The 21,239-nt window shown below is 66.4% G+C and carries 17 protein-coding genes and 1 pseudogene; 9 read left to right on the plus strand and 9 right to left on the minus strand.

What is annotated here, in order from left to right; all coding sequences use genetic code 11:
• Positions 1-93 precede the first annotated feature (93 nt).
• On the minus strand, positions 94-276 hold the full coding sequence (locus tag VG320_RS17635; protein ID WP_027821027.1) for a hypothetical protein: 183 nt from the start codon (positions 274-276) through the stop codon (positions 94-96).
• A 140-nt stretch (positions 277-416) separates the two neighbouring features.
• A complete protein-coding gene (locus VG320_RS17640) occupies positions 417-1,316 on the minus strand; it encodes an NAD-dependent epimerase/dehydratase family protein (RefSeq protein ID WP_327201375.1) in 900 nt (299 codons plus the stop codon).
• Positions 1,317-1,432: 116 nt separating this feature from the next.
• Between VG320_RS17640 and VG320_RS17645 the strand changes: the two genes are divergently transcribed.
• The 4 genes from VG320_RS17645 (at position 1,433) to VG320_RS17660 (ending at position 5,670) form a co-directional block, all read left to right on the plus strand.
• Positions 1,433-2,368, plus strand: a complete 936-nt coding sequence (locus VG320_RS17645; RefSeq protein WP_327201376.1) for a LysR substrate-binding domain-containing protein — start codon at positions 1,433-1,435, stop codon at positions 2,366-2,368.
• Between the two features lie 118 nt (positions 2,369-2,486).
• Positions 2,487-4,025 carry a histidine ammonia-lyase gene (gene hutH, locus VG320_RS17650; RefSeq protein ID WP_327201389.1) on the plus strand — a complete coding sequence of 513 codons (1,539 nt, stop codon included), beginning with the start codon at positions 2,487-2,489 and terminating at the stop codon, positions 4,023-4,025.
• A 70-nt stretch (positions 4,026-4,095) separates the two neighbouring features.
• A complete protein-coding gene (gene hutC / locus VG320_RS17655) occupies positions 4,096-4,791 on the plus strand; it encodes a histidine utilization repressor (RefSeq protein WP_327201377.1) in 696 nt (231 codons plus the stop codon).
• Between the two features lie 207 nt (positions 4,792-4,998).
• On the plus strand, positions 4,999-5,670 hold the full coding sequence (locus tag VG320_RS17660) for a hypothetical protein (RefSeq protein WP_327201378.1): 672 nt from the start codon (positions 4,999-5,001) through the stop codon (positions 5,668-5,670).
• Between the two features lie 33 nt (positions 5,671-5,703).
• Here the strand turns inward: VG320_RS17660 and VG320_RS17665 are convergent, their stop codons facing one another.
• A complete protein-coding gene (locus VG320_RS17665; RefSeq protein WP_327201379.1) occupies positions 5,704-6,582 on the minus strand; it encodes a LysR substrate-binding domain-containing protein in 879 nt (292 codons plus the stop codon).
• Positions 6,583-6,718: 136 nt separating this feature from the next.
• Between VG320_RS17665 and VG320_RS17670 the strand changes: the two genes are divergently transcribed.
• Positions 6,719-7,981, plus strand: coding sequence for an aminotransferase class I/II-fold pyridoxal phosphate-dependent enzyme (locus tag VG320_RS17670; RefSeq protein WP_327201380.1), 1,263 nt, complete (start codon positions 6,719-6,721; stop codon positions 7,979-7,981).
• A 162-nt stretch (positions 7,982-8,143) separates the two neighbouring features.
• On the plus strand, positions 8,144-9,982 hold the full coding sequence (locus tag VG320_RS17675) for a DUF3857 domain-containing protein (protein ID WP_327201381.1): 1,839 nt from the start codon (positions 8,144-8,146) through the stop codon (positions 9,980-9,982).
• A gap of 16 nt (positions 9,983-9,998) precedes the next feature.
• On the opposite strand, the gene VG320_RS17680 is transcribed toward VG320_RS17675, so the two are convergent.
• The 5 genes from VG320_RS17680 to glgC all read right to left on the minus strand — a co-directional run bounded on the left by VG320_RS17680 (position 9,999) and on the right by glgC (position 16,141).
• Positions 9,999-11,267: a branched-chain amino acid ABC transporter substrate-binding protein gene (locus tag VG320_RS17680; protein WP_327201382.1), complete on the minus strand. Its 1,269-nt coding sequence runs from the start codon at positions 11,265-11,267 to the stop codon at positions 9,999-10,001.
• Between the two features lie 269 nt (positions 11,268-11,536).
• The gene (locus tag VG320_RS17685; protein ID WP_327201383.1) at positions 11,537-11,998 is read right to left on the minus strand and encodes a hypothetical protein; all 462 of its coding nucleotides are present in this window, start codon (positions 11,996-11,998) and stop codon (positions 11,537-11,539) included.
• A 158-nt stretch (positions 11,999-12,156) separates the two neighbouring features.
• The gene (gene pdxY / locus VG320_RS17690) at positions 12,157-13,056 is read right to left on the minus strand and encodes a pyridoxal kinase PdxY (protein ID WP_327201384.1); all 900 of its coding nucleotides are present in this window, start codon (positions 13,054-13,056) and stop codon (positions 12,157-12,159) included.
• Between the two features lie 225 nt (positions 13,057-13,281).
• Entirely contained in the window at positions 13,282-14,769 is a 1,488-nt protein-coding gene (glgA, locus tag VG320_RS17695; RefSeq protein WP_327201385.1) for a glycogen synthase GlgA, read from the minus strand.
• Between the two features lie 100 nt (positions 14,770-14,869).
• Positions 14,870-16,141, minus strand: coding sequence for a glucose-1-phosphate adenylyltransferase (gene glgC, locus VG320_RS17700; RefSeq protein ID WP_327201386.1), 1,272 nt, complete (start codon positions 16,139-16,141; stop codon positions 14,870-14,872).
• 329 nt (positions 16,142-16,470) lie between these two features.
• On the opposite strand from glgC, the gene VG320_RS17705 reads away from it, so the two are divergent.
• Positions 16,471-17,547, plus strand: coding sequence for an alpha/beta hydrolase (locus VG320_RS17705; RefSeq protein WP_327201387.1), 1,077 nt, complete (start codon positions 16,471-16,473; stop codon positions 17,545-17,547).
• An 81-nt stretch (positions 17,548-17,628) separates the two neighbouring features.
• On the opposite strand, the gene VG320_RS17710 is transcribed toward VG320_RS17705, so the two are convergent.
• Positions 17,629-18,624 (minus strand): LLM class flavin-dependent oxidoreductase, encoded by a 996-nt coding sequence (locus VG320_RS17710; RefSeq protein ID WP_327201390.1) that lies wholly within the window; start codon positions 18,622-18,624, stop codon positions 17,629-17,631.
• A gap of 828 nt (positions 18,625-19,452) precedes the next feature.
• Here VG320_RS17710 and hpnI point away from each other — a divergent pair.
• Positions 19,453-20,781: a bacteriohopanetetrol glucosamine biosynthesis glycosyltransferase HpnI gene (gene hpnI / locus VG320_RS17715; RefSeq protein WP_327201388.1), complete on the plus strand. Its 1,329-nt coding sequence runs from the start codon at positions 19,453-19,455 to the stop codon at positions 20,779-20,781.
• 134 nt (positions 20,782-20,915) lie between these two features.
• Positions 20,916-21,239 (plus strand): annotated as a pseudogene (locus VG320_RS17720) (hopanoid biosynthesis associated radical SAM protein HpnJ); the annotation flags it as partial.

Raw genomic sequence — 21,239 nt, forward strand, 5'->3', positions numbered from 1 at the left:
CTGCGCGCACGAGCAGAAGGCGTCATAGGGAAAGGACGTCGAAAGTCGTTGAAAAGCGATTGTAAGTACAGCGAAACCGCGCTTAACCCTGCTTTAAAGCGACATTTCGAAAGCGGGGCGCAGCAACACTTCGATCGCCATCACGATCAGTCCCATCGCGGCGGCGGCGAGCGTGAGCGTGCCGTATTCGTCGTAGCGCGCGTCATAGAGGCACGCAACCACGAACAGAATGGCGAGCAGATTGGTCAGCCAGTCGAAGTTCAGCGCGAGAAGCATCGGCGTATCCGGAGGCCGGGCAAAAGAGCGCGCCGGCAGGTAGTGCAAACCGGCGCGATTTTAGCGAATCTAGCTTACGGATACGCAACAATACTGTGCTTTCGACCACCTATTTTTGCAGCGGGTAGTGATGCCAGCAATCACGCCAGCGGCATCTCGTCCCGAATCCACTCCGTGACCGACGTGCGCTTCGGCGTCCATTCCAGCAGCTTGCGTGCGCGCTCGCCACGCACGCGGCTGTTCGAACCCAGGCCGTACGACGCCATCTCGTAGCCCCATTCCTCGATAGCCTGTTCGAGCGGCCAGTCCTGCGCCGGTCCCAAACCCATCTTCTGCGCCAGCGCGGCCGTCATGGTGCGGAAATCCGCTTCGCCGCTTTCGACGAAATAGAACGTGCCCGCAGGGGTTTTCTCCAGCGCCAGCCGATAAAGCTCGGCCACGTCGTCCACATGCACGTTCGACCAGTTGTTCAGGCCGCGCCCTACATGACGCATCACGCTGCTCTTTTTCGCCTGACGGATCAGACGCGGCAACTGCACGCTGGCCGCGCCCGGCACCGCGCCCACGCCGTAAATCAAGGTGTTGCACAGCACCGCGCTCGTCACGCCGCGTTGCGCGCCGGCCAGCACGAGATCGTCGATGGCCACGCGCGCTGCCTTGTCGGGCGTCGGCGCGGGCAGGGCGTCTTCGTACCAGATCTTGTCGGTCGGCTCGCCGCCCGAGGCGTCGCCGACGATGCTCGATCCGCTCGTATGCAGCAGGGTCTTGCCCGAGCCTTCGAGCGCGTCGAGCAGCGCCTCGACCGCGCCGCGATGGTCGCTGCTCGCCGCGTTGATCACGGCGTCGGCGGCGCGCGCTTCGCGCATCAGCAGCTCGCGATCGTCGAGCGCGCCCGCCACCGGCACGATGCCGAGCGCTTCGAGATCGGCGAACTGTTCGGCGCGACGCACGAGGCCGCGCACTTGATGGCCCGCGCGCGCCAGATGCGCGGCAATCGTGCCGCCGATAAAGCCGCCTGCGCCTGTCACGAATACTTTCATGGTTGCTCCAGTAGTCCGGAAATTCGCTGTTGATTCAGCATGGCAGCCAGTATCGCGGCATTCGCGTCTTGCAAAAACCGTGTTAGTCTCAAATGAATCTTGACTGCGGATCAATAATGAAAACGTCCACCGACGAATTGCTCGTATTCGTCACCGTGATCGATGCGGGGTCGATCACCGCCGCCGCCGAAAAACTCCAGCAAACCGTTTCCGGCGTGAGTCGGGCGCTCACCCGGCTCGAAAAGCAGCTGGGCGTCGCGCTGATTCTGCGCACCACGCGCCGTCTGCAACTGACCGAGGAGGGAGAGCTTTTTCTTGACCGTGCGCGCGCCATTCTGGCCGCGATGGAGGATGCCGAAGAGGCCGTCACGCGTCATCGCGAGCAGCCGTCGGGGCGCCTGCGCGTCGACGCGGCCACGCCCTTCATGCTCCACTGCATCGTGCCGCACATGACGGCGTTCGCCGCGCGCTATCCGGACATCCAGCTCGAACTCACCAGCAACGAGCGCATCGTCGATCTGCTGGAACAGCGCGTGGATATCGCGATCCGCATCGGCGCGCTGCAGGATTCCACGCTGCATGCACGCTCGCTCGGCGTGAGCCGCCGACGCGTGGTGGCGAGTCCCGCGTATCTCGCGGAGCACGGCACGCCGCGCACGCTCGAGGCCTTGCGCGCGCATCGGCTGATCGGCTTTACCGCGCCTGCGCAACTGAACCGCTGGCCGCTGCGGCTGCAGCGTGAGCAGGAGGGAGAAGACACGCAAGGCGCACTGTTCGGCGACGACGCCAACGAAGGTCTCGCGATCCAGCCCGCGCTCGCCGCGTCGAGCGGCGAGACCATACGCCAGCTCGCGCTGGGCGATGCCGGCATCGCCTGCCTGTCCGATTTCATGACCGCCGCCGATCGCGCGGCGGGGCGTCTGGTGACCGTGCTCGACGACGCGCTGCTCGCCGAGCGCCAGCCGATCCACGCCGTCTACTACCGCAGCGCCGCGCTGGCTGCGCGCGTGCAATGCTTTCTGGCGTTCATCGTCGGACGGCTGGCGTTGTGACAGGCGGTGGCGCGCATTAGTGACTAGTGGATAGTCCCAGGTCGCGGGCGCTGGTGCAAAGGTTGTCTATACAGGCGGGACAGGCTAGACTGCCCGTCACTTGTATAGACAGGATTCGATCATGCTCCTCACGCCCGGCCATCTGACCCTGCCGCAACTGCGCCAAATCGCCCGCGCCACCGACAGCCACCCCGTCAAGCTCGAACTCGATCCCGCGAGCTTCGCCGCGATCGACGCGGGCGCGCGCGCCGTCGCTGAAATCACGGCCAAGGGCGAGCCCGCCTACGGCATCAACACGGGCTTCGGGCGCCTCGCGAGCACGCATATCCCGACCGACCAGCTCGAACTGCTGCAGCGCAATCTGGTGCTCTCGCACGCGGTGGGCGTGGGCGAGCCGATGTCGCGTCCGGTTGTGCGCCTGTTGATGGCGCTCAAGCTGTCGAGTCTGGGCCGTGGCCACTCGGGCATCCGCCGCGAAGTGATGGATGCGCTGATCACGCTCTTCAACGCCGACGTGCTGCCGCTGATTCCCGTGAAGGGTTCGGTGGGCGCCTCGGGTGACCTCGCGCCGCTCGCGCATATGTCGGCGGTGCTGCTCGGCATCGGCGAAGTGTTTATCCGCGGCGAGCGCGCCAGCGCCGAAGCGGGTCTGGCCGCCGCGGGCCTCAAGCCCCTCACGCTGCAGGCGAAGGAAGGCCTGGCGCTCCTCAACGGCACCCAGGCTTCGACGGCGCTGGCGCTCAACAACCTGTTCGCGATCGAAGACCTGTACCGCACGGCGCTGGTCGCGGGCGCGCTGAGCGTGGATGCGGCGGCCGGCTCGGTCAAGCCGTTCGACGCGCGCATTCACGAACTGCGCGGCCATCGCGGCCAGATCGAGGCGGCCTCGGCTTATCGCGCGCTGCTCGAGGGCTCGGCGATCAATCTGTCGCACCGCGACTGCGGCAAGGTGCAGGACCCGTATTCGCTGCGCTGCCAGCCGCAGGTGATGGGCGCGTGCCTCGACCAGATGCGCCACGCGGCCAACGTGCTGCTGATCGAAGCCAACGCGGTTTCGGACAATCCGCTGATCTTCCCGGAAACGAATGAAGTGCTGTCGGGCGGCAATTTCCACGCCGAACCGGTCGCCTTCGCGGCGGACAATCTGGCGCTTGCCGCTGCCGAAATCGGCGCACTGGCCGAACGCCGCATCGCATTGCTGATCGACGCGACGCTGTCGGGTCTGCCGCCTTTCCTCGTCAAGGACGGCGGCGTGAACTCGGGCTTCATGATCGCGCACGTCACGGCGGCGGCGCTGGCTTCGGAGAACAAGACGCTTGCGCATCCGGCATCGGTGGATTCGCTGCCGACTTCGGCGAACCAGGAAGACCACGTGTCGATGGCCACTTTCGCCGCGCGCAAGCTCGCCGATATCGCCGACAACACCGCCAACATCCTCTCGATCGAACTGCTGGCCGCCGCCCAGGGCGTGGATCTGCGCGCCCCGCACACGACCAGCCCGGCACTGCACGGCGTGATGCAGGCCGTGCGCAGCGAAGTGCCGCATTACGATCTGGACCGCTATTTCGCGCCCGATATCGCGGCGGTGACGCGCATGGTGCAGAGCGGCGTAATCGCGGCGCACAGCCCGTTCTCGTTCGAATCGGAAGCGCGTTGAGCGCATTGAGCCCATCCGGCGCCCGACGTGGCCATCGCCACGATGCTTACGTCTGGCGCCTGAACGAGCGATGAACGCACCCGCATACCAGGGCATCAAGGACTTCATCCTCGCGCGCATCCATGCGGGCGAGTGGGGCGAGGGCGACCAGGTGCCCTCGGAGAACGAGCTTGCGCGCGACTTCAAGGTCGCACGCATGACCGTCAACCGCGCGCTGCGCGAACTGACCGCCGAGCAGGTGCTCACGCGCGTGCAGGGCGCGGGCACCTTTGTCGCGCGGCCGAAGTACGAATCGACGCTGGTGGCGATCCGCAGTATCTCCGACGAAATCCTCGCGCGCGGCCATGCGTATCGCGCCGAGGTGCTCGACATCGGCACCATCGACGCCGACGATGCGCTCGCGGACGAGATGGGCCTGCGCGTGCTCGCGCCGCTATTTCACTCGCGCGTGCTCCATTTCGAAAACGATGAACCCGTGCAGCTTGAAGAACGCTGGGTCAACCCCGCGCTTGCGCCCGACTACACGCAGCAGGACTTCACGCACATCACGCCCAACCAGTATCTCGTGCGCGTCGCGCCCCTGCAGCGCGTGGAGTACCGCATCGAGGCCCTCGCGCCCGTGGACGACACGCGTGAGCGCCTGGCGATGAAGGCCGCCGAGCCCTGTCTCGTGCTGCATCGGCGTACGTGGTCGCGCCAGGCGGTGGCGTCGGTGGCCAACCTCTGGCATCCGGGCAGCCGCTATCGCTTCACCGGGCATTTCTAGCCTGGTTATTTGCTACGTAGTTCGAAGTATCGGCGATGGGCAAACATCGCATCTAACGTTTCGACCCCGCTTCCATGTGGTCGAAACGTGTTTCTCTCATTTCCCTTTCGATTACGAACTTCGGCACGCGGGTTGCGTCATGCCTTGCGATGCAGCTAACCTTGGGGAATTGGCCAGGCGGTATTGGCCCAGGAGGGGGGACCCGCGATGGAAGATTCCGGCGCAGCGCTCATGCCCGTGTGGCGCGCGAATCTCGCGATGCTCACCCGCGAAGTGGGCGCGGTTACACGCCTGGCGCGGATGATGACGTTTTCCGAAAGCTATATGAAGCTGATCGTGTCCGGACGACGCGACTTCAGCGCGGAGTTCGTGCGCGGCGTGGAAGCCGTGACAGGCTTGCCCGAAGGCTGGATGGACGAGCGCCACGAGGCGGGCGATGTGCCCCAGCAGGCGCGCGCGGCCATCGCGGAAGAAGCGCCGCACGCGCGTTTTCGCGGCACGGCGCATCCGGTGCGCAAGGCGCCGGTGCTGCGCGCCGAGCCGATTTTCGGCCAGCGCCCCGCCAGTCGCCTGGAAGGCGGCGCGGCGCAACCCGGCGCGGCGAAGCGCACGGCGGGCACGCGCAAGATCCGCGATCTGGCCGCTCAGGACGTGCGCAAGCTCGAACGCCATTTGAGCATGCTGCCGGTCGAGCCGGCCGTGTTGCGCGCACGCATCGAAGACGTCATCGCCCAGGCCATGACTGACGAAGGCGACGATCGCGCCCGCGCCGATCTGGAAGGGCGTCTGGAGCAGATCGAAAAGCATCGGGAGTTGCTGTTGCGCCACATCTCGCGCCTTTACGCGCTGCTCACGCGCTCGGGCGACGAGGACGGTTAAAGCGCCGTTCACAGCGCCGATATTGCGGTGCGCTCAGACGCGCAGTTCCGCGAGAATCTGCTCGGCGAGAAAGTCGCAGGGGGGCCGGTTCGAACGGGCGCTGCGCGCGAGCACCACTTCCAGTTCCGGCAGATCGGGCAAGCCATGCTGGCGGCCCAGCGTCATGAAGGTCTCCGGCACGGCGCAGCGCGCGAGCGGCGCGACGGCCAGCCCCGCGGCCACCATGCTGCACAGACCCATCAGGCTCGGGCTTTCGTATGAGGTGCGATAGGTGATGCGCTCGCGTTCCAGCGCTTCGATGGCGTTTTCGCGCGCCACGCTGCCCGCGCTGAACAGGGCGATCGGCAGCGGCCGTTCGCGCCAGATTTCCCGACCGGTAGCCGCGCTCACGGCGGCCGGGGGCGCGGCCCACACCATCGGCTCGAAACGGATGAATTCGCCCGCAAGGCCACCCGAACCCGTCGTGCTGGTTACGCAGGCCAGATCGATCTTGTTCTCGCGCACCAGCGGCGCGAGCGCGCTGCTGGGCAGCCCCACCACCTGAATCTCCACTTTCGGCCAGTTCGCCGAGAATTTGCGCAGCACTGGCGGCAGCAGCGACGACGCGTAGTCGTCGGGCATGCCGATCGACACGCGCCCCTTGATCTCCGGATGCGCAAGCGAAGCCCAGGCCTCGTCGCGCAGCGCCAGCATGCGCCGCGCGTAGCCGATCAGCGTATGGCCGTCGGGCGTGGGGGTGACATTGCGCGGTGCGCGGATAAAGAGCGGCTTGCCGATGGCCTCTTCGAGCGCGCGAATCTGCATCGACACGGCCGCCTGCGAGCGATGCACGAGCGTTGCGCCGCGCACGAAGCTGCCGGCGTCGGCCACAGCCACCACCATGGCGAGCACGTCGAGATCGAGGGTCTTCATGAAATCTGGGTGCGAAAAAGGGGACTGCGATCAGAAAAGCTGATCGAAAAGTTCAATATAACGCGTTTGTCTGATGCTGGCGACGTCCGTATGCTGGGTTCAGTCTTTCACTGACCCACCGCCACCGGGGAATGCGATGCCGATAAGCCCGCAAGATGATTTGAACTACGAACGATTCAGGCAATTGCAGATGCGCCTGGATCTTTCGCGCGGCAAGCCCGCGCCCGAGCAGCTCGACCTCTCGCAAGCCTTGCTCGACAACGCGGCGCAGGTGGGCTTTCGCGCCCGCGACGGCTTCGACTGCCGCAACTATGGCTTGCTGCCTGGTCTACCCGAAGCGCGCGAACTGGGCGGTGAGTTGCTGGGCGTGCCAGCGGCCCAGGTGGTCGCAGCGGGCAATTCGAGCCTCGAACTGATGCACGATGCGCTCGCCTTCGCGCTGCTGCACGGCGTGCCGCAAGGCGAGGACGGCCGGCGCAGCGCCCCGTGGCGCGCGCAGGGCGAGATCGCGTTCATCTGTCCCGTGCCCGGTTACGACCGCCATTTCGCGATGTGCGAGGCGCTGGGCGTGCGCATGATCGCCGTGCCGATGCACGACGACGGCCCCGACATGGACGCCGTCGAAGCGCTCGTGCGCGAGGACGCCTCGATCAAAGGCATGTGGTGCATGCCGCTCTACAGCAACCCCACGGGCGCGATCTACGCCGACGCAGTCGTGCGCCGGCTCGCCGCCATGCCCACGGCCGCGCCGGATTTTCGCCTGTTCTGGGACGACGCTTACCGCTTCCATCATCTGACCGACACGGCGCACACGACACTCGACGTGATCGCAGCCTGCGCGGCAGCGGGGCATGCCGATCGCGTGCTGATGTTCGCCTCGCTCTCGAAGGTGACGATTGCGGGCGGCGCGCTCGCCTGGCTGGCGGCGTCGCCTGGCAACGTGGCCTGGTGGCAGCGCTGCGCGTCGGCGCGCACGATCGGCCCGGACAAGCTCAACCAGTTGCGCCACGTCCATTACCTGCGCGAGCGTGCGACGCTCGACACGCTGATGGCGCGCCATCGCGCGCTGCTCGCGCCGAAGTTCGCCGCCGTCGACGAGGTGTTGCGCGAGCGTCTTTCCGGCATACCGGGCGTGCGCTGGAACGTGCCGCAAGGCGGCTATTTCATCAGCCTGTACGTGCCGCCGGGCCACGCTCGGCGCACCGTTGAACTGGCGGGCGCGGCGGGGCTCGTGCTCACACCGGCGGGCGCCGCGTTCCCGTATGGCGTCGATCCGCTGGACAGCCATCTGCGCATCGCGCCGTCGTTCGCTTCGCTCGATGAGGTGCGGCTGGCGGCGCAGGGAATCGCCGTGTCGCTGTTGCGCTCGCTGGAGACCAGCGAGGCGCTGGTGGGCTGAATCGTCGGGGACGCCGAAGCCAATGTGCTAAAACGGGAGGCGCATGCCAAACGTTCGTACGAGGTTCCGGTGCCCCGATCGTCTTCATCGCCTTCAGCCGCTTTTCGTCTGTCTCGTCTTGCTCGTCTTGCTCGTCTGTCCGGCGCGTTTGCGGGCGCGTTGATGTTCGCGCTCGCGAGCGCGCACGCCCAGACGCCCGCCGCCGACGATCTCCCGCCCGCCACGCTCGAACGCGACGTCCACCTGTTCGTAATCCAGAAGGACGGCTCGGGCGAGGAGCACGACGATTCGACCATGCGCGCCAACACCACGGCGGGCGTCGACGCGGTGGCGCAGCGCTATGTCTGGTTCAATAAGGATATCGAAGCGATTGCGGCGCTCAGCGCACAGACCATCGATCCCGATGGCAGCGTTCACGAGGTTGGCGCCAGCGGCATCCGCGATGTGCAGGAGCCACGCTCGGCGGGCGCGCCGACTTTCCAGGACGGCGTGCTGCGCACCGTCATCTTTCCCGGCGTGCAGCCGGGCGCGCGCGTGCGGCTGGTGTTCGACAAGCGGCGCGCGCAAGCGCTGCAGGCAGGCACGTTTTCGTATTTTGTCGAGCCGCCCGGCGAGCCGGTCGAGTTCCAGCGCCTGATCTTCGATCTACCCGCTGACTTGCCGCTTTACGCCGATGCGCGCGGCTACGAAGCCAGCGCGCCCGTTACCGAAAACGGCCGCACCCGCTATACCTTCGATTTCCGCCAGGGGCAGTTGCCCGCGCTGGAAGCGGGCGCCGTAGCGCGCGTGAACTGGGGCGCGCGCCTGATGGTGAGCACGGTGCCCGACTACGCGAGCTTCGCCGCGCGCTACCGCGAAGCCTCCGCCGATCCCACCGCGACCGATCCCGCCATCGCCGCCTTCGCGCGGTCGCTCACCGCCGGTGTGAACGACCCGCGCGAGAAGGCCGCGCGCATCTACGACTGGATGCGCCTGAACATCCGCTACGTCGCGCTCTTTCTCGGCTCCACGGCGGCCGCGCCCCATCGTGCGATCGACATCCTGCGCGACCGCTATGGCGACTGCAAGGACCACGTCGCGCTCTTCACGGCGCTGCTGGCGGCCGTGGGTATCCGCGCAGAGGGTGCGCTGCTCAACCTCGGGCCGGTCTACTCGCTGCCCTCGGTGCCGGGCTACGGCGAGGAGGCCATCAATCACGTGATCGCGTGGCTGCCCGATCTGGGTGTTTTCGCCGATACCTCGTCGGGTGGCGTGGCGTTCGGCTTTCTGCCTGCGGGCGTGATGGATCGCCCGGCGATGCTAGTGGACGATGGTGTGCTGGTGCGCACGCCCGCGACCCAGCCGCGCACGCGCTCGGCGCAACTCGATATCGAGGTGGGGGAGGACGGCAACGCCTCCTATCGATATCGCGTGGAGGAAGCGGGCGCGCTCGCCGAAACGGAGCGCAATACCTTTCGCCGCGCGACGCACCAGGGCGCGCAGTTGATCGCCGCGCAGCGTCTGCGTCAAACGGGTCTGGCGGGCACGGCAGGGTTGACCACCGGGCCGCTCGACGCCACCAGCGGCGCGTTCGCGACTACCACCGCCGGCACGCTCGACCACGTCGTCTGGCCCGACGGCACCACCGCGCTGCCGGCTTTGAGCAGCCTCTCGGGCGGCATTGCTTCGCAACTGGACAACTGGCTCGCGGTGTCGCGGCGCACCCAGCCTTGGGCCTGCATTAGCGGCGACTTCGAGGAACACGCGCGCATCACGCTGCCCGCGTTCGCGCGCGTGACGGATTTACCGCGCGATACGATGGCGAGCACCGCGGCGCTCGACTACAGCGCGCGCTATGTGTTCGATCGCGAAACCCGCACGGTGGAAGTGACGCGCCGCCTGGCGGCGCATTTCGGGCGGCAGATGTGTACGCCGGAGGATTTCGCGCAGATGCGCGAGGCGCTGCTGCGCATGCAGCGCGACGCGCACGCGCAGATCGTCGTGCGCGCGACGGCGCAATGAGTCACAGCAAAAGCGCTCAACCGCCGCGCGTCGTCACCGGCACCCAGGCGCCTTGCTTGACCTGATAGAGCGTCGAGGCGCCGTTCTTGAGCGCGCCGGTGTCGTCGAAGGCGATGCGCCCCGTCACGCCGTCGAAGGACAGCGTCTTGAGCACGGCGCGAAACACATCGGGATTGGCCGATTTTGCGGCCGTCATCGCGTGGATCGCGGCCCATGTCGCGTCATAGCCGAATGGCGCATAGGCCAGCACGTCGGCGCCGAAGCGGCTCTTGAACTTCTGCGCGAAACGCGGCCCGTCGGGCAACTGCGCAAGCGGGCGGCCGTATTCCCACGCCAGCGCGCCGTCGCCGGCGGGCCCCGCGAGCTGGATGAAATCGGGGATCGCCACGCCGCCGCCGCCCACGAACTGAGTGTTCATGCTGCGCGCCTTCATCTGCTTGACGAGCGAGGCCGCCTGCCGCGCGAGACCGCCGAAGTAGAGCAGGTCGGCGTCGGCGGCCTTGATGCGCGCGAGCTGCGGGCCGAAGTCGCCCGCGTCGGTGGGTGCGAAGTCGCGCGTGACCACGTTGCCGCCGTGCTCCTTGACGGTGCGCTCGAATACATCGGCTTCGCCCTGGCCGAACGCGGTGCGGTCGTCGACGATGGCGATGCGCCGCGCCTTCACCACGTCCACAGCCCACGCGCCCGCAATGCCGGCATTCTGCGCGTCGTTGGCGATCACGGTGAAGGTGTTGGCGAAGCCCTGCGCGGTGATGACCGGATTGGTCGCGGCGGGGTCGATCATCGGAATGCCGGCGCTCTCGTAGATGCGCGAGGCCGGAATGGCCGTGCCCGAGTTGAAGTGGCCAACCACAGCGGCCACGTTCTGGTTCGCCAGACGCGCGGCGGCCTGGATGCCCAGGCGCGGATCGGCGCGGTCGTCGATGGCGATCAGCTCGAAATGCGCAGTCTGTTCGCCGATCCTGATGCCCTGGGCGTTGGCGTCGTCGAGCGCCAGTTGCACGCCGTTTTGCAGATCGTGGCCGTAGTTCGCGTAGTCGCCCGAGAGCGGCGCGACGAAGCCGATGCGGATCGTCAGCGGCGCCGCCGGCCCCGCCGCGCGCACCGTCGTGGCGGGCACGGTGCCGAGCGCACACGCCAGCGCGCCTGCGCAGAGCGTGAATAGCGCGGCGCGGCGGCCGGGGTGCGGGGGCTGGCCAAACGTGGGCCATGCGGATAGCAGGGCCGCGCGCCGCTCGCGCGAAGGCGCGCGCGAATCGATGCGTGGCATATGGCGCGGTCTCATCGTGACTCCTGGCGCTGTGCGGGCGCGGCGGTGTTCTTGTTGGGCGGTGTTCTTGTTACGCTCGCGCGGGGCCGTGAGGGCGAGTGCGCGCTTCGATGAAGGCGGGCATTACAGGTGTTGCGGGTAGCGCGGGCGATGCCGGTACGAGTGCGCAAGCGGCGCCGGTGGCGCACGCGTGGCTGGCTCGCTGTGAGGCTCCAGTCGCTCGCGCGCGGCCAGGCGTGGGTCGAATATAACAGGCTCGCGTGACGCCGGGCCGCGCCGCGCTTTCAGTACTCCGCCTGCAGCGCCAGCAGCGTGTCGCGCAGTTGCACGAGCGGCGCCATCGCGCCTTCGGTGGCCCAACCTTCGAGGTCGTCGAGCGCGCGGTTGCAGCCGTCGAGCACCACGTCCAGATCGACCGGCACGCCGTTGGCCAGCGCGAAACGGATGATGGCCTCGAAGCGCGCGCAGTCGTCGTCGCCATAGGCGATGTCGAGGTTGTCGGCGATCGTCTGGGCGATATCGCTGCGCTCGCGGTCCTCGGCATCGACGAAATCGATGATGCCGCGCGCCACGTCGGGCGCGTGATACAGCGCGATATCGAGCCATTGGGCGGCGTCGAAATCGGCGTCGTGACTGTGTTCTTCGAAGAATTCGATCGCTTCCTGCTCGTGCGTTTCGCCGCCGTCGACGGCGAGGCACAGCTGCTCGAAATATTCTTCCTGTTCGCTACGGATGGAATCGGACATCGGTCAATCTCTTCTTTACTAACGCTTCAACTAACGGTGGCGGCGGGGCCAGGCGAAACCTCGCCGCGCGCGCATGCGGATCGCATTATAGGATGCGCCGCGCGGGGCGACCGGGTTTGGCCACCGGGCGCCACGCAGAGCGCCCGTTGAAGCGAGACTCAGACCAGATCGACCGACCACGCATCGAACCACTCGCGCGGGCGCGCGATCTGGTCCTGCGCGGCGACGATCTCCAGCTCGTAGCGCCCCGCATCGTAAGTCGTCTTGACCACCGCGTTGACGGCCGCGAGCGTGTGCTCGAAGGCGCGCCGCAGCGTGTCGCCGAGCATCAGGCGCGCGACGAAGATCGCACTCGTGATGTCGCCCACGCCCACCGGCTGACGCGCGAACGGGTAGAGCGGGCGCTGCGCGAGCCACGCCTCGCGCTCGCTCACGACCAGCATGTTGAAGGCGTCGGCGGGGCTGTTGCGGTCGAGCAGATGCTTCACGAGGATCAGCTTCGGGCCGCGCGCGATCAGTTCGCGGCAGGCATCGACGGCTTCTTCAGCTGTCTCAAGCTCCCGCCCGACGAGGCGCTGGAGTTCGCTGTGATTGGGCATCATCGCGTCGGCCACTTCGGGCATGTGGGTGACGAGAAATTCCTGAATGCCCGGTTCGACCCGGCAGCCGCTGCCCGCGGTTGTGTTCACTGCGCCGCCAGTCGCGTTGAGCGTGCCCATCACGGGATCGCAGAAGTAACGCGCCTGCGGGTTGCTGGCCTTCACGGCGCGCACCACGTCGATCACAGCCTGCGCCTGGTCGGGCGTGCCCAGATAGCCGGAGAGCACTGCGTCGCAACGCGGCAGCATGCCGATTGCGCCGATGCCTTCCACCAGTTCGACCATCTGGTCCGCGTCGATCGCGCTGCCGCTCCAGTGGCCGTACTGCGTGTGATTCGAAAACTGCACGGTGTTGAGCGGCCACACATTCACGCCGAGACGGCGCATGGGGAACACGGCGGCGCTGTTGCCCGCATGGCCGAACACGACATGGGACTGGATGCTGAGTACGTTTCTCATGGTCGTTTCGCTTCGGTCTGCCTGGGGATGATGCTGTCCGGTCAAAATGCGCGGCTGGGGTCCATCCGGATCGCGCGTAAGGCACGCGGCGCATGCCTCACGGCGTTTGCGCGCAGTGCAGCAACGATAACCGAATTCGCCGCGCCCGGTCGATGGGCGCGTGCGTGAGGTGTTGCATATTGGACGTAGACGAAGGACGCAGGCGAAACGCGGCGACGAAGAAACTCAGACCAGCTCGCGATACAACGCCATATAGCGCTGCGCGGAAGCCGCCCAGCCGAAGTCCTCGCGCATGCCGCGCGCACGCGTGTCGCGCCAGTCGCGGCTGCGCGCGTGGAGGGCGAAGGCGCGGCGGATCGCGGCCGTGAGCGCATCGGGCTCGAAGCGCTCGAACACGAAACCGGTGGCGGTGCCATCGGCGAGATTTTCGAGCGACGCGTCCGTGACCGTATCGGCAAGGCCGCCGGTGCGATGCACCAGCGGCAGCGCGCCGTAGGCGAGCGCGTAGAGTTGGGTGAGGCCGCAAGGCTCGAAGCGCGACGGCACCATCATCACGTCGGCGCCCGCGACGATCTCGTGCGCGAGCGTCTCGTCGAAGCCGAGTTCGACGGCGACCGCATCGGGATGTTGGCGCGCCGCACGCGTAAAACCGGCCTCCAGGCTCGCATCGCCGGTGCCGAGCACGACGAGCTGGCCGCCACGCGCGACGATTTCGGGCAGCGCCGCGAGCAGCAGGTCGAGGCCCTTCTGCTCGGTCAGACGGCTCACCACGCCGAATATGGGCGCGTCGTGTTTCTGCGTGAGATTGAAGCGTTGCTGCAGCGCCGCCTTGCAGCGCAGCTTGCCGCTCATGCGCGTGACCGAGTAACGCGCGGCGATGGCTTCGTCGGCGGCGGGGCTCCACACGCTGTAGTCCACGCCGTTGAGAATGCCGACCAGATCGTGCGCGCGGCCCTTGAGCAAGGCTTCGAGGCCGCCGCCCTGGGCCACGGTCTGGATCTCGCGCGCATAGGTCGGGCTGACGGTGGTGATCTTGTCGGCGTAGTACAGCCCGGCTTTCAGAAACGAAAGCTGGCCGTAGAACTCGATGCCGTGCATGTCGAAGAAGTCGGCGGGCAGACCCAATTCGTTGAATTGCCGGGCGGGGAAGATGCCCTGATAGGCGAGGTTGTGGATCGTGAAGACGCTGCGCGCGAGCGCGTGGCCCGCGGCGCTGGTGTGGCCACGCTCGCGCGCCGCCGCGCGCAGATACGCGCCCGCCAGGCCCGCGTGCCAGTCGTGCGCATGCACGATGTGCGGCGCCCAGGCGGGATCGAGATGCTGCGCAAGCTGCGCCGCCGCCCAGCCGAGCAGGGCGAAGCGCTGGGCGTTGTCGCCGTAGGGCACGTGCTCGTCGTCCAGATACGGGTTGCCGGGGCGCGAATAGAAGGCGTCGGCGCGGATCATGTAGACGGGCAGGTCGTTACCCGCATTGCCGGGTAAGCGTCCCAGTTCGAGCGTCGCCTCGCCCGCGCCGAAGCTACGTTCGAGCCGCGCGATCGGGCGCAGGTCGGCCAGACCCTTGGCCACGCTCGCGAAGCCGGGCAGCAGCACCCGCGCGTCGGCGCCCAGTTCGATCAGGGCGGCGGGCAGGGCGGCCGTCACATCGGCGAGGCCGCCGGTCTTGAGAAGGGGATAAAGTTCGCTGGCTACATGCAGGACGCGGATCGTCATCGGACGGAAATCCTCTGGGTTGCGCTTCGTTTTCCGGCGGGTTTTTACAGGTGCGAACGGAGGCGGTCGGCTGGCCTCGCGCTCGCGTACTCACGCGTACTCACGCACCCGGCCCGAGATTCGCCAGCGCCTCGCGCGTGACCAGCACGATGCCGTTTTCGGTGCGATAAAAGCGCTCGCCGTCGCGCACCGGGTCTTCGCCGATCACGGTGCCGTCCGGAATCGCGCAGCCACGGTCCACCACCACCTTGCGCAGCCGGCAACTCGCGCCCACGCTCACCTGCGGTAACAAGACTGCCTCGGCAATGTTGCAGAACGACTTCACGACCACATTCGTCGAGAGCACCGAGCGCGAAATCTGCGATCCCGAGATCACACTCCCGCCGCACACGATCAGGTTGGTGCCCGAGCCTTGCAGGCCGTTGAGGTCGCGCACGAACTTGGCGGGCGGCAACTGTTCCTGATAGGTCCAGATCGGCCAGTGGCGGTCGTAGAGGTCGAGCGCCGGAATCGTCGAGGCGAGATCCAGATTCGCCGACCAGTACGCGTCAATGGTGCCCACGTCGCGCCAGTAGGGCTCGGCGCTGGCATCCGACGAGACACACGACATGCTGAACGGATGGGCGATCGCATGGCCGTCGCTGACCACGCGCGGAATGATGTCCTTGCCGAAATCGTGATCGGTGGTGCCGCTCGCGATGTTTTCTTCCAGCAGCTTGAAGAGATATTCGGTCTCGAACACATAGATGCCCATGCTGGCGAGCGCAATGTCGGGGTGGCCGGGCATGGCGGGCGGGTCGTCAGGCTTTTCGACGAACCCGGTCACGCGGCGCGACTCGTCCACGGCCATCACGCCGAAGGCGCGCGCCTCCATGCGTGGCACCTCGATGCAGCCGACGGTGCAGTCCGCGCCGCTGGCGGCGTGATCCGCGACCATGCGGGTGTAATCCATCTTGTAGATGTGGTCGCCGGCCAGCACCACGACGTATTTCGGCGAGATCGAGCGGATGATGTCGAGGTTCTGGTAGACGGCGTCGGCCGTGCCGCGATACCAGTGCGCGCCTTCGACGCGCTGCTGCGCGGGCCACAGGTCGAGAAACTCGTTGAACTCGCCGCGCAGGAAGCCCCAGCCGCGCTGCAGGTGGCGCAGCAGCGAATGCGCCTTGTACTGCGTGACCACGGCGATGCGCCGGATGCCCGAATTCAGGCAGTTGGACAGCGCGAAGTCGATGATGCGGTACTTGCCGCCGAAGTGGACCGCAGGCTTCACGCGTTTGTTCGTGAGGGGCCCCAGGCGCGTACCGCGTCCGCCCGCGAGCACGATGGCGAGCGTGGTGCGCTGCAGATCGTTGAGGCTTGCCGGAGTTTCCATGGTCGTCTCCTTGTTGTGGTGTGCCCCCGGTGAACCTGATGTTTTCCGCGTCTCGTACTGCGTCGTTTTTATGACCGCGCCTTGAATGTTCTAGCACCGAAACCGGCATTGCGCGAATCGATCGCGCATTGCGCAACGGGCTTGCGTTGGGCGGTGAGGAAATGGAGCAAGCGGCTTGCCCGGTGCGGAACAATCGCAGCGCTGGCGGGATGCGGCCGTTGGCAACGCCTGCGGCGCATGCCCGCTAGAATCGCAGGCGGTCCGTGCGAAGCCTGGCCTGCCGCTGCCAGCTTTTCGCGTGGCCGAGTCCTACACCCACGACATTGCCCATGCCACCGATCCGCAAGCTTTTCGCCTTCGCCGCCTGTTGCGCCGCCGCATTGAGTCTCGTTGCCTGCGCGGCGGGCAACGGCGCCACCTCCGCTTCGACACCCGCTTCCGCTCCTGCTGCCGATGGCCCGGCCTACGGCCCGGAACTCCAGGGCTTCGACTATCCGCATCCGGTGCGCGACTTCAGCTTCACTTCGCAAGGCCAGACGCTGCACATGGCCTATATGGACGTGCAGCCCCAGCAGCCCAATGGCCGCACGGTGGTCCTGCTGCACGGCAAGAATTTTTGCGCGGCCACCTGGGACGACACCATCACGCGCCTGAGCGCTGCGGGCTATCGCGTGATCGCGCCCGACCAGATCGGCTTCTGCAAATCGAGCAAGCCCGCCGCGTACCAGTTCACCTTCCAGCAACTCGCGCGCAACACGCATGCGCTGCTGGCGTCGCTCGGCATCGGGCGCGCGACGATCGTCGGCCATTCGACGGGCGGCATGCTCGCGGTGCGCTATGGCCTGATGTATCCGCGCGAGACCGAGCAACTGGTGCTGGTGAACCCGATCGGCCTGGAGGACTGGAAAGCGAAGGGCGTGCCCTCGCTGTCAGTGGACGACTGGTATGCGCGCGAACTGAAGACGAGCGCCGACGGCATCCGCCGTTACGAACAGACGACGTACTACGCGGGCAGCTGGAGCGCGCGCTACGAGCTGTGGGTGCAGATGCTGGCGGGCATGTATCGCGGGCCGGGCCGTGCGCAGGTCGCGTGGGATTCGGCGCTGCTGTACGACATGATTTACACGCAGCCCGTGGTCTACGAGTTCGGCCAGTTGCAGATGCCGACGCTGCTGCTGATCGGCCAGAAGGACACCACCGCGATTGGCAAGGATGCCGCGCCGCCCGAAGTGCGCGCACAGCTCGGCCATTACCCGGAGCTTGGCCGCGCGGCGGCGAAGGCGATTCCTCACGCAACGCTGGTGGAGTTTGCCGATGCCGGTCACGCGCCGCAGATGCAGGACCCGGAGGCGTTCCATGCGGCCTTGCTCAAGGGCCTGGCCGCGTTGCCGCAACAGGCGCATTGATCACGCTGGCCTGAGCCAGAATGCAAAGCGGGCGCATCCGATCCTGGATGCGCCCACTTTTTTACGCCTGCAATCGCCGCTTCAGCGCGCGGCGGCCATCTCGTCGCGTACCTCGGCGGTGATCTCGAACGAGCGCAAACGCTTCGCGTGGTCGTAGATCTGGGCGGTGACGATCAGCTCGTCCGCGCTGGTCTGTTCGAGCACAGAGGCCAGTCCCGCGCGGACCGTTTCGCGATCGCCAATCACCGAGCAGGCGAGCGAATGCGCCACGCCCGCGAGTTCGTAATCGTTGGCGGCGATCTGCTCGACTGGCGGCGGCAATTGTCCCGGCGTGCCGCGCCGCAGATTCACGAACTGCTGTTGCAGCGAGGTGAAGAGAAAGCGCGCCTCTTCATTGCTTTCGGCGGCGAACACGTTCACGCCAACCATCGCGTGCGGCTTCGCCAGTGTCGCCGACGGCCGGAACTGTGAGCGATAGACGCGCAGCGCGGTGAGCAGATGATCGGGCGCGAAGTGCGAAGCGAACGCGAAGGGCAGACCCATCGCGGCGGCCAGTTGCGCGCCGAACAGGCTCGATCCAAGGATATAGAGCGGCACGTTCAGGCCCGCTCCCGGCACGGCGCGCACGCGCTGGCCTTCGACGGGCGCGGCGAACAGACGCTGCAGCTCGGCGACATCGTCGGGGAAGGCTTCGGCGCTGGCTTGCAGATCGCGGCGCATGGCGCGCGCCGTGGTCTGGTCGGTGCCGGGCGCGCGGCCCAGACCCAGATCGATACGGCCCGGGTAGAGCGATTCCAGCGTGCCGAACTGCTCGGCAATCAGGAGCGGCGCATGGTTGGGCAGCATGATGCCGCCCGAACCCACGCGGATCGTCTTCGTGCCGCCCGCCACATAGCCGATCACGACCGAGGTGGCGGCGCTGGCGATGCCCGTCATATTGTGATGCTCGGCGAGCCAGTAGCGCTGATAGCCCCAGCGCTCGGCATGCTGGGCGAGGTCCAGCGTGTTGCGCAGCGCGACGCCGGCGTTCGAGCCGGCGGGCACGGGCGATAGATCGAGTACGGAGAAGGGAGGCAGACTCATTGCGTGTTCCGGTGTGCTTCGGTCATGTGGGGCGCTGCGCGCAGGTTCCGGCAACGATCAGGCAATGGATCGACAGGCGGGAACCGCTGCAAGGCAGTCGCAAGCTGGCGGCCATTGTGCCAAAGCACATCCGATCCTGCTGACGGCTATCCGGAACCCATACACCCGGCGTGGTTTCCGTTAATGGAGATGCAATGGAGATTTGCTTTAAGCGTTATGGATTATCTATTCTGAATCGGAATTATTCTTGTTTAATTGCGAATGCGGTGCATTTAATTCAAAATTGTTAAAGAATGATTGCGGTATGCTTACTGATTATTTTCAATTTCCAGAATCATGGAAGCCTGTCGTGATTAGCATGAAATTATTTCCAGCATCTCATTTGTGCGAAGCATTTTTGCGCGGAGTGTAAGAGCGGCAAACGGGTCTTGCTGCTACAATTTTTCGCGCTGAATCAGGGGTAGGAGCCCCATGTTTCAATCAAATTTTCAGAACTCTCTTAATCAAATTGTCAGTTTGATTTGCGTTGCATCAAAACGCAGTGCGCTCATTTGAGACGTCGTTTGCTGCGCTTATGCGACACAGATAGGACACCCGTCTGATTTTTATGAAATTCTGGGCAGGACAAATGGTCCGAGGCGAAATGCGCAATCAGGCCAATATGCCGCACGGCGCTTTTTGCGATGCGCCGCATAGGGGCAATGAGAAAGCAGGGCATCCCGCGACATCGCGCGCGGCTCGTGCGGTTCGTGCGGTTCGCGTCATGGGAGAGCGTTGCGCGTGCGTTGCGGGCCCGGGCCACCATGGACGAGGCGCCCTCGCATGACGACCTCGCTCTATGCCCTGTGGCCTGCCGGCTGGTGGCTGCTGGCCGCCCTGTGTGGCGCGGCCACGTTCTACGCCATCAGCGCCGCGTTGACGATGCCGCGCTTCGGTAGCGCCGCGCAGGTGCGCGAAGCCGCGCGGCTGGCCCGCTCGCGCGCATCGATGCCGGTGAGCGTACTCAAGCCCCTGTGTGGCGCGGAGCCGCGCCTCTACGAAAATCTCGCCACCTTCTGCGAGCAGCACCACCCGCGCTACCAACTGATCTTTGGCGTGTCGTCGCCGCAGGACCCGGCGATTGCGGTCGTCAAGCGCCTGCAGGCTGCGTATCCGGGCCACGACATCGAACTGGTGGTCGATTCGCGCGTGCACGGCAGCAACCTCAAGGTGAGCAACCTCATCAACATGGCCGAGCATGCGCGCCATGACGTGCTGATCGTTGCCGATAGCGACATCGCCGTGGAGCCCGACTATCTGGAGATCGTCACGGCACCGCTCGCCGATCCGGCCGTGGGCGTGGTGACGTGTCTCTACAGCGCGCGCAGCATCGGCGGCTTCTGGCCGCGGCTGGGTGCGCTCTTCATCAACGAATGGTTCGCGCCTTCCGTGCGCGTGGCGCATTCGACGGGGTCGCGGGCGTTCGGCTTCGGTGCGACGCTGGCGCTTTCGCGCGACACGCTCGAGCGTATTGGCGGTTTCGAGGCGCTTAAGGACGGCCTCGCCGACGATTACCTGCTCGCTCGCTTCGCGCGCGATCACGGCCTGGCCACCGTGCTGGCACCGGTGCTGGTCGCCACCGACGTGATCGAGCCGACCTTCCGCACACTGTGGCTGCGCGAGACGCGTTGGCTGCGCACGATCCGCTCGGTCAACCCGGCGGGTTTCGCGTCGCTTTTCATCACTTTTACGACGCCGTGGCTCGTGATCGGGGCGCTCGCGTATGCGCTGCTGCTCGCGGGTAGCGGCGGCGTGCCGGCGTGCGCGTCGACCCGCGCGGTGCTGGCGGCGCTTGGCACCAGCACGGCTGGCGGTATCATCGCCCGACTGGCGTTGCATGCGCGCAGCAGCGCGGGTCTTGGCGTGGGGGCGGCCGCAGGCTGGCGCCTGTTCCTGCGCGACTTGCCGCTGGTGCCGTTGCGCGATCTGCTGCTGCTGTCGCAGTGGCTCGCTGCCGTGTTCGGCTCGCATGTGATCTGGCGAGGCGTGCGCGTGCCAGTGGCCAATCCCGACGCTCAGACGGTAGTCGAGCCGCGGGCCGACCGCCCGATCAAGCCGACGCCGGGCGCCGCGCCACGGCGTGCCGCCGTCGAGGTGACGGATGGCCGTTGAAGCACGCAGAGATCGGTAGCGCACAAGTCACGAACATAGACCGATTAGTCGCGCGCAGCGCCCGCCATGGTCGGGACGCGCGCAATTTGTATTGATTGCCCCAAATATTCAAGGTTAGCCGGAGCACCCATCTCATGAAAACGCTCTTTTTGCAGGCCCCGTCTTACGATGGCTTTGACGGTGGCGCGGGTTCGCGCTATCAGGCGAAGCGCGAGATCCGCTCGTTCTGGTATCCGACCTGGCTTGCGCAGCCCGCTGCGCTGGTGCCCGAGAGCCGCGTGCTGGACGCACCCGCCGATGGCATTGGCGTTGAGGAAACGCTGAAGATCGCGATGGACTATGACCTCGTCATCATCCACACGAGCACGCCGTCGTTTCCCACCGATGCACTTTTCGCGGAAGACCTGAAAAAGCGCAAACCGTCGCTGCTGGTCGGCATGGTGGGCGCGAAGGTGATG

The organism is Paraburkholderia sp. (assembly GCF_035948235.1).
GTDB lineage: Bacteria > Pseudomonadota > Gammaproteobacteria > Burkholderiales > Burkholderiaceae > Paraburkholderia.